This is a genomic window from Brevundimonas sp., from assembly GCF_035626535.1.
Classification (GTDB): domain Bacteria; phylum Pseudomonadota; class Alphaproteobacteria; order Caulobacterales; family Caulobacteraceae; genus Brevundimonas.
In genome coordinates this window covers 1-8,432 of record NZ_DASPNO010000082.1, presented here as the reverse complement: position 1 = coordinate 8,432, position 8,432 = coordinate 1, and the positions used below count along the sequence as shown (strand labels likewise).

Genomic DNA, 8,432 nt, shown 5'->3' with positions numbered 1-8,432 from the left:
GGTCCGCCAGCGGGAACACCGGCACCCCGCCCGCCAGTATGGCGCGGTTCCACCACTCGTCGGCGTCGTCCACCTGGAGGTGGATGGTCACGCCCCTGGGGACGACATCGACGTCGCCGCCGTACTCCGGAAACTCGTCGGACAGCATGATGCTGCCGCCGTTGATGTGCAGATGGGCGTGGATCAGGCGTTCGCCGTCGTCGGCCAATTGGCGACGCACCTCCACCGCCCCGAAGGCCCGGGCGTAGAACTCGGCGGCCGCCTGCCCGCCGCGCGAGGGGATGGTCAGATAGGGCGTCACCCCGGTCAGCGGCTTGGGCGCGTCCACCTTTTCCATCATCGCGATCTCCTCGTGTGGCGATACTAACGCGTGAAAACAGCGACCGTAACGCCTATCTCTGGCCCCGCATGACCGACCTGTTCGAAGCCTCAGGCATCCATCCCCCCGACGCGCCGCTGGCCGACCGGCTGCGGCCGCGCACTCTCGACGAGGTGGTGGGTCAGGATCATCTGCTCGGCGACGGCGGGCCGATCCGGCGCATGGTCGAGGCCGGCCGCCTCGGCTCGATGATCCTGTGGGGACCGCCCGGCACCGGCAAGACCACTATCGCCCGCCTGCTGGCCCAGGCCGCCGGCTACCAGTTCCAGTCGTTGAGCGCCGTCTTCTCCGGGGTGGCCGACCTCAAGAAGGCGTTCGAGGCCGCCCGCATGCGCCGCGCCGCCGGCCAGTCGACCCTGCTGTTCGTCGATGAGATCCACCGCTTCAACCGCGCCCAGCAGGACGGATTCCTGCCGTTCGTGGAGGAGGGGATCGTCACCCTCGTCGGGGCCACGACCGAGAACCCATCGTTCGAACTGAACGGCGCCCTGCTGTCGCGGACCCAGGTCTATGTGCTGAAGCGGCTGGACGACGAAGCGCTGAATCAACTGTTGATCAGGGCCGAGGCGCAGGAGGGAAAGACCCTGCCGCTGACCCCCGAGGCGCGTCAGGCCATGCTCGCCCTGGCCGACGGCGACGGCCGCTATCTACTGACCATGTCCGAGGTGCTGTTCGACCTGGCCGAGACTGAGCCGCTCGACGTCCAGGCCCTCGCCGGCATCCTGCAGAAGCGCGCGCCCGCTTACGACAAAAGTCGAGAAGAACACTACAACCTTATATCAGCACTGCATAAATCGGTTCGCGGATCGGATCCCGATGCGGCCCTCTACTGGCTCGCCCGTATGCTGAACGGCGGCGAGGATCCGCTCTATCTGGCCCGCCGGATCGTGCGCATGGCGGTCGAGGACATCGGCGAGGCCGACCCGTTGTCGCTGCTCGTCGCCAACGCCGCCAAGGACACGTACGACTTCCTCGGCTCTCCGGAGGGCGAACTGGCCTTGGCCCAGGCCGTGGTCCACCTCGCCACCGCGCCCAAGTCGGTCGGGGTCTACGAGGCGTTCAAGGCGGCGAAGAAGGCGGCGCACGAGACCGGCTCCCTGATGCCGCCCGCGCACATCCGCAACGCGCCGACCAGGCTGATGAAGTCGCTCGGCTACGGCAAGGGCTACCAGTACGACCCCGACACGCCCGAGGGCTTCTCCGGGGCCGACTTCTTCCCCGACGAAATGGAGCGCCGCACCTTCTACGACCCGAAGGGCGAGGGGCACGAGGCCAAGGTCAGGGAGCGGCTCGAGCGCTGGGCGGCGCTACGGGCGAAGATGCGGGCCGGCGGGGAGCCGACAGGGTAACCGTTGCCGTAACCCTGTTTTCGGATCATCCTCCCGTCCTCGGAAAATCCTTGGGAGGGGACGATGACCGATACTTCAATGACAATGCGTACGCCGTGGCACCTGTGGGCCGTGGGCGTGATCTCGCTGCTGTGGAATGCGTTCGGCGGCTACGACTTCATCATGAGCGTGACGCAGGGCGAGACCTACTGGCGCGCCTCTGGCATGACCGACGCCATGATCGCCTACTACGGCGCCATGCCCACATGGATGTACGGCCCCTGGGTGCTCGGCGTCTGGGGCGCGGTCGCGGGCTCCGTGCTGCTGCTGATGCGCAGCCGCTATGCGGTGCATGCCTTCGCCCTGTCGCTGCTCGGCGCGGTGGTCAGCCTTCTGTACGGGGCGGTGATCGACAAGGCGCCGCCGCCGCCGCCCGAAATGGCCATGATGGCCTACATGCCGTACGTCATCGTCCTGATCGCCGCCTTCCTGGCCTGGTACGCCTGGACCATGTCGAAGAAGGGAGTGCTGCGTTGAGCGCCCCGGGCATCGGCGGCGCCCGCACGCCCTGGCACCTGTGGGTGGTGGGCGTGGTGGCCGTGCTGTGGAACGGCTTCGGCTGCTTCGACTACACCATGACCCAACTTCAGGGCGAGGCCTGGCTGGTTCAGTTCGGAATGACCGAGGCGCAGATCGCCTATTTCAACGCCACGCCCGCCTGGGCGCACGCGGCCTGGGCGATCGGCGTCTGGGGCGGCCTTCTCGGCGGACTGTTGCTGCTGCTGCGTCGCAAGTGGGCCATGCCGGTGTTCGTCATCTCGTTCCTCGGCTGGGTGGCGGGCATGATCTACGCCTTCGGCATGTCTGACGGCATGGAGGCCATGGGCGACCACTGGCCGATGCAGATCGTCATCGGCGCGGCCTGCGTGTTCTTCATCTGGTACGCTTGGATGATGGGCAAGAAGGGCGTGCTGCGCTGACGGACGGAGTCACGGGCTGACGGGGGCGGGCGGTTCGCGTAAGCACGCGCGGTGGCCGACCGTTCCCCCGTTTTCCTGTCCGACGACGAGATCGCCGCCGTCCGCTCGTGGGTGGTGCACGAGGACCCGCACGTGCTCGTCCTCGACAAGCCCGCCGGCCTCAGCAGCCAGGGCGGGCGGATCAAGGCCCACACGCTCGACGACCTGCTGTGGGCCTTCATGCGCTCCAACGGCAAGCGCCCCGAGCTGGTGCACCGGCTCGACCGCGACACCTCCGGCGTCATTCTCGCGGCCAAGACCAAGCCGGCCGCCGGCTTCCTCGGCAAGGCGCTGCAGATGCGCCGTTTCCGCAAGACCTATCTGGCTCTCGTCTCCGCCGCGCCGGAGCCCCGCGCCGGCATGATCGACGCCCCGCTGGTCCGTCAGGAGATCGGCCGCGAGAGCTATATGCGCGTCTGCGCCTTCGACACCCCGGGCGCGCAGGGCTCGCAGAGCCGCTACCGCACCCTGTCCGCCTCCGACGACGGTGCCTTGGTCGAGCTCGAGCCCCTGACCGGGCGGATGCACCAGCTGCGCGTCCACATGGCCCACATCGGCCGCCCCCTCGTCGGCGATCCCCGCTACGGCGGCGCCCTGACCTTCGCCGGCCGCGCCGCCCCGCGGCTGATGCTGCACGCGGCGAAGCTCATCTTCCCCCACCCCGAAGGTGGCGACCGGACCGCCGAGGCCCCGCTCCCCGGGGATTTCGCGGCGCTCAAGGCGGCGGCGGGGCTGTAGGTAGGGCGGTACAGGAACCTCGCCGCCACGCCCGCGCTTTTCCTTGCGAACGCCCGGAGTTGCGCCATGAACCGCCTGATCCTGCCCCTGACCGCCGCCGCCGGCCTGGCCCTGTCGGCCTGCGCCAGCCTCGCCCCCTACGGTCCGCAGATGGGGGCGGGCGGGCAGGGCTATGCCGAGCAGCGCATCGAGTCGAACCGCTTCCGCGTCACCTATAACGGCGTCGGCGCGCCCGGCCCGGTCGCCGACTTCGCCCTGCTGCGCGCCGCCGAACTGACCCTGGCCCAGGGCTACGACTGGTTCGAGGTCACCCAGCGCTGGACCGACGGCCGTCTCGACAGCGCCGGCGGCCTGCGGCCCAGCGTCTCCATCGGAGCGGGCTCCAGCAGCTACGGCGGCCGCTACGGCAGCTATCGCAGCTCCGGCGTCGGCGTCGGGGTCGGCCTGAATTTCAGCGGTCCGTCGCCGACCTCGACCACGCTGGAGGTGGTGATGGGCAATGGCGAAACGCCCGACCGCCCGAACGCCTACGACGCGAGCGACGTGCGCGACAGCCTGGGCTGGCGGGCCGCGCCCTGAGCCTCAGCGTCCGCCTCTCGTCAGCGCCCGGTATTCGACGAGCCGCTCCTTGTCGCGCCGCACCTGGTCGGCGACGGCGTTGTCGACGTCCAGCGAGGCGTAGCGGACCCAGTTCTCGATGCCGAGCTTGTCCTGCACCGCCGAGGTCGGGGTCTGCCAGCGGAAGTAGGACAGCAGGCCGACCACGGCCGACAGCCCGATCGCCAGCGCCTGCAGGCCGCGGAAGGCGACCTCGTGCCCCGCCGGGGCCGACTGCAGGGCGATCACCGCCGCGCCGGTCAGGAACACCGCCGGGGTCAGCAGCCGGGCCAGCCAGCGCATCCAGTAACGCTCGCGCCGCACGCGCCATAGCTCCATCTGGACGTATTTCTCGAGATACTCCATGCGCGCGCCCAGCCACATGGTCAGCCGGGTCAGGTACATGGCGCGCTGGCCCCAGGACTTGCCGTCCTGCTGGTACCGGGTCTCGGCCTGGTCGGCCATGGCGCGGCCCGAGGTGAACAGGTTCTGCAGCTCGCGCGTCCGCTGCACGATCTCGCGCGACAGCTGGTAGGAGTCGTTCTCCAGCCGGAAGCGGTACTGGATGAACAGGACCTGCTGCACGCCCCAATAGAGGCCCAGCGCAACCAGCATGGCGCCCGCCGCCAGCCCGGCCCCGGCCGTGTCGGTGCCGGTCCACTGGCTGAACCACGTCGGCCCCAGCACGGCCAGGACGCCGAACGCGACCATGGCCAGCATCTGGTTCAGCCGCTTGATCAGCACATGCACCCGCAGGGCGTCGAATACCCGGCGGCCATAGGCGTAGACGTCGGCCCGGAGGTCGGAATCGACCGGGAACCGCTCCTCGATCTGGCGCGCGAACAGGACGTGGAAACGGTCCGGCTTCCCCTCCGTCTCCCAGAACGGAAAGATGTCCAGCGGCTGGTTGAAATACTCGTCGATGTGGGCCGAGACGCGGTCGATCGCCTCCGGATCCTCCGAGAAATACTCGCTGTCCTGGATCGGGTTCAGGATGCCTTCGGGATTGCGCAGCGGCCCGGTGCGGCGCGGCGGCGTGGCCGAGGGCACGGCCCGGTCGTGCAGATCGGCGGCCCCCCTCGGCGGCGGATTGGCGGCGGCGTCGATGCCCCCGTGCTGGCGGGCGTCGAAACCCTGCCCGCCGTGGCCGCCATCGAGCGGCGCGGCGTGCGGATCGTGACCGTGCGGCGGGTGGCTGTGATCGTCGTGCGACATGACGCGTCGGCGGTCCTTTGTTCCTTGGCCGGGCAGTATGGCGGATCGCCGCCGCCGGGCCGACGGCCTTCCCTCGTGACGCGAAGCTGCGCCGTCGGCCTCAGGTATCGCCGTTAACCGCGTCGTCGGGCAAGTGAAGTTTCGGTCAGAACGGATACCGCGCCATGGCCGCCGCGCAGGCCAGAAGCGGGATCAGCAGCAGCGCCTCCAGCCCGACCCACCAGCGCGCCCGCTTCAGCTCGTCGGCCGGCGGAACGAAGCCCGCATCGCCCGCCGCCGCCTTGCGCCAGCGGAAGAACAGCAGCGTCGGCCCGATCGAGAGCAGGCCGATGGCCACGAACAGGGCGATCTTGGCACAGAAGAACGGGTTGTCCTGATAGAAGGCCCAGCCCTTGCCGCCCCAGACCACCCGGCTGACGCCGATGACGACCACCAGCATGGCGGTCATGCCGAAGCGGGCGTCCAGCTTCACCAGCCGGGCCGGGTCGAGGGTCGGGGCCCGGAGCATCACGCCCTCCATCGCCAGCGTGGCGACGAGCCCGAACACGGCCACGTGGTGGAGGATGGCGAGGATGAGGTCGGTCATGGGCGACTCCGAGCTATCGATTCAGCGCCAGTTCAGGACCGCGCCCAGAAGTCCGAGCAGAACGCCCGTCACTATCGGCCATGTCGGAAGCTCGCGCTGCTTCCGCGCCCATCGGAGGACAAACGCGAAAACAAGGCCCCAGAAGGCGCCGACGCCCGCCGCAACCGGAAAATACCAGAACGAGAACATAAACAAGCGCCCCCCGCGCTGTGGAGTATGCCCGAAGCGACGTGGCCTCACACGTGCGGCTCCGATGTGTATAAGCCCGGCACTATGACACGACTCCTCATCATCGCCGCAGGGGGCGCTCTCGGAGCGGTCGCTCGCTACGGCGTCGGCGTCTGGGCCGTGCGCCTGTTCCCGACCGCCCAGTGGCCGTGGGGCACGCTGGCGGCGAACATCTTCGGCGGCCTGCTGATGGGCCTGCTGACCGGCTGGCTCGCCTTTCGGGGCGGCCTGCATGCCGAATCTATTCGCCTGTTCGCCGCCGTCGGCCTGCTCGGCGGCTTCACCACCTTTTCGGCCTTTTCGCTGGAGACGGCGCTGATGATCGAGCGCCGCCAATTCGCCATGGCCGGGGGCTATGCCGCCGCCTCGGTGGTCCTGTCGATCGCCGCCCTGTTCGTCGGCCTGATGGTCGCCCGCCGCGCCTTCGGAGCCGCCCTTTGACCGACGAGACCGCCGAGACACCCGACACGCCGAAACGCGAGGTCCAGACGATCTACGTCGCCGAGGCCGAGGACGGCATCCGGCTCGACCGCTGGTTCCGCCGGCGCTGGCCGCACCTGTCCAACATCCAGGTGCAGAAGATGGCCCGCTCGGGCCAGATCCGCGTCGACGGGGCCCGCATCAAGCCCGAAGGCCGCCTGACCGCCGGCGCCGCCGTGCGCGTCCCGCCCATCCCCGACGACACCTCGCGGCAAGCCGGCGATCCCCACGCGCTGAGCCCGCAGGATATCAAATTCGCCAAATCCCTCGTGCTTTACGAGGACGACATGGTCATCGCCCTCAACAAGCCTCACGGCCTGGCCGTGCAGGGCGGCACCAAGACCAGCCGCCACGTCGACCGCCTGCTGTCGGCCTGGGGGGAGGGGATGGACCGGCCGCGGCTGGTCCACCGGCTCGACCGTGACACCTCCGGCGTCCTGCTGCTCGGCAAGGGCCCCGAGGCCGCCAAGCGGCTGGCCGGCGCCTTCGCCCGCCGTCAGGCGAAGAAGACCTACTGGGCCATCGTCATCGGCAACCCCAAGCCCGCCGCCGGCCAGATCGACATGCCGCTGAAGAAGACCGGCATCAACGACTTCGAGATGATGCGCCCGGCCGACCGCAAGGACCCCCGCGCCGAGCCCGCCGAGACCGCCTTCGCCACCATCAGCCGCGCCGCCCATCGCGCCGCCTGGATGGCGCTGCGCCCCTTCACCGGCCGGACGCACCAGCTGCGCGCCCACATGGCCGCCATCGGCCACCCGATCCTCGGCGACCCCAAATACGGCGACGACAAGTCGAAGGAGTTGTCGGGCCTCCTCAAGCTCCAGCTCCACGCCCGCAGCATCGAGCTGGAACACCCCCGCGGCGGAATGCTGAAGGTCACCGCTCCGCTGTCGCCCGAAATGAAAGCCGGCTTCGCCCACTTCGGCTTCGAGGAGGCGGAAGGCAACGAGCACGATCCGTTCGAGGGCGTGAGGCGGCAACGATGATTTTCCTCCCCATGCAATGGGGAGGGGGACCGCGAAGCGGTGGAGGGGCTCTAACCACCGCTCCCCGGTCCGACGGCCCCTCCGTCTCGTCGGCTCCGCCGCCGATCCACCTCCCCATTGCATGGGGAGGAGAATGCCCATGACCCGCCCTCTCGCGGTCTTTGACATCGACGGCACGCTCGTGGACAGCCGCGCCTCGATTCACCGCGCCGCCTGCGAGGCCGCGCGCGACATCGGCCTGCCCGAGCCGGACTACGACCGGGTCCGCCAGATCGTCGGCCTGTCGCTGGAGCACGCCATGGCGGTACTGGAGCCGGGCCTGAACCCCGAGGAGCTGGCCCGTTTCGTCGCCGGCTTCCGCGCCAGTTTCAACCGCATGTACGCCGAGGGGCACGAGGAGCCCCTCTATCCGGAGGCCACCGCGACCCTGCGCCGCCTGCACCGCGACGGGTGGCGTCTGGCACTCGCCACCGGCCAGAACCGCCGCGGCGTCGCCCGCAACCTCGCCCGCGAAGGCTGGGCCGACCTGTTCCTGTCGTCGCACTGCGCGGAGGACGGCCCCGGCAAGCCCGATCCGGCCATGCTCCACGCCGCCATGGCCGCCTGCGACAGCGACCCCTCGCGCACCGTCATGATCGGCGACACCGCCCACGACATCCTGATGGCGCGCAACGCCGGCGTCCTGCCGCTCGGCGTCGCCTGGGGCTTCCACACCGTCGAGGAACAGCAGGCCGCCGGGGCGCGGCATGTGGCGGGCAGCTTTTCCGAACTGACGGTGGTTCTCGACGGCTTCGCCGAGATGACCCGGGCAGCCTGAGCAGGGCGAATCGACTTTCAAAGCTCCGTCATGACCGGGCTTGTCCCGGCCATCCA

At 69.6% G+C, this 8,432-nt stretch carries 11 protein-coding genes; 8 read left to right on the top strand and 3 right to left on the bottom strand.

Going from position 1 to position 8,432, the window contains the following annotated elements:
- Positions 1 to 337 (bottom strand): VOC family protein (locus tag VEC04_RS12980; protein ID WP_324777413.1); only part of this gene is annotated, 337 nt, incomplete at its 3' end.
- A 71-nt stretch (positions 338 to 408) separates the two neighbouring features.
- Between VEC04_RS12980 and VEC04_RS12975 the strand changes: the two genes are divergently transcribed.
- The 5 genes from VEC04_RS12975 (at position 409) to VEC04_RS12955 (ending at position 4,043) form a co-directional block, all read left to right on the top strand.
- Positions 409 to 1,728, top strand: coding sequence for a replication-associated recombination protein A (locus VEC04_RS12975; RefSeq protein ID WP_324777412.1), 1,320 nt, complete (start codon positions 409 to 411; stop codon positions 1,726 to 1,728).
- Between the two features lie 63 nt (positions 1,729 to 1,791).
- Positions 1,792 to 2,244: a hypothetical protein gene (locus VEC04_RS12970; protein WP_324777411.1), complete on the top strand. Its 453-nt coding sequence runs from the start codon at positions 1,792 to 1,794 to the stop codon at positions 2,242 to 2,244.
- Positions 2,241 to 2,687, top strand: a complete 447-nt coding sequence (locus tag VEC04_RS12965) for a hypothetical protein (RefSeq protein ID WP_324777410.1) — start codon at positions 2,241 to 2,243, stop codon at positions 2,685 to 2,687. Before VEC04_RS12970 ends, VEC04_RS12965 begins: the two co-directional genes overlap by 4 nt.
- Before the next feature lie 51 nt (positions 2,688 to 2,738).
- Complete coding sequence (locus VEC04_RS12960; protein WP_324777409.1) at positions 2,739 to 3,464, top strand: RluA family pseudouridine synthase; 726 nt, start codon at positions 2,739 to 2,741, stop codon at positions 3,462 to 3,464.
- A gap of 66 nt (positions 3,465 to 3,530) precedes the next feature.
- Positions 3,531 to 4,043 (top strand): CC0125/CC1285 family lipoprotein, encoded by a 513-nt coding sequence (locus VEC04_RS12955; protein ID WP_324777408.1) that lies wholly within the window; start codon positions 3,531 to 3,533, stop codon positions 4,041 to 4,043.
- 3 nt (positions 4,044 to 4,046) lie between these two features.
- On the opposite strand, the gene VEC04_RS12950 is transcribed toward VEC04_RS12955, so the two are convergent.
- The gene (locus VEC04_RS12950) at positions 4,047 to 5,276 is read right to left on the bottom strand and encodes a hypothetical protein (protein ID WP_324777407.1); all 1,230 of its coding nucleotides are present in this window, start codon (positions 5,274 to 5,276) and stop codon (positions 4,047 to 4,049) included.
- 145 nt (positions 5,277 to 5,421) lie between these two features.
- Positions 5,422 to 5,862, bottom strand: coding sequence for a DUF2214 family protein (locus tag VEC04_RS12945; protein ID WP_324777406.1), 441 nt, complete (start codon positions 5,860 to 5,862; stop codon positions 5,422 to 5,424).
- A 273-nt stretch (positions 5,863 to 6,135) separates the two neighbouring features.
- Between VEC04_RS12945 and crcB the strand changes: the two genes are divergently transcribed.
- The 3 genes from crcB to VEC04_RS12930 all read left to right on the top strand — a co-directional run bounded on the left by crcB (position 6,136) and on the right by VEC04_RS12930 (position 8,376).
- The gene (crcB, locus tag VEC04_RS12940) at positions 6,136 to 6,531 is read left to right on the top strand and encodes a fluoride efflux transporter CrcB (protein WP_324777405.1); all 396 of its coding nucleotides are present in this window, start codon (positions 6,136 to 6,138) and stop codon (positions 6,529 to 6,531) included.
- Positions 6,528 to 7,559 carry an RluA family pseudouridine synthase gene (locus VEC04_RS12935; RefSeq protein ID WP_324777404.1) on the top strand — a complete coding sequence of 344 codons (1,032 nt, stop codon included), beginning with the start codon at positions 6,528 to 6,530 and terminating at the stop codon, positions 7,557 to 7,559. The genes crcB and VEC04_RS12935 overlap by 4 nt, the downstream gene beginning before the upstream one ends.
- A 139-nt stretch (positions 7,560 to 7,698) precedes the next feature.
- Complete coding sequence (locus tag VEC04_RS12930; RefSeq protein ID WP_324777403.1) at positions 7,699 to 8,376, top strand: HAD-IA family hydrolase; 678 nt, start codon at positions 7,699 to 7,701, stop codon at positions 8,374 to 8,376.
- Positions 8,377 to 8,432 lie beyond the last annotated feature (56 nt).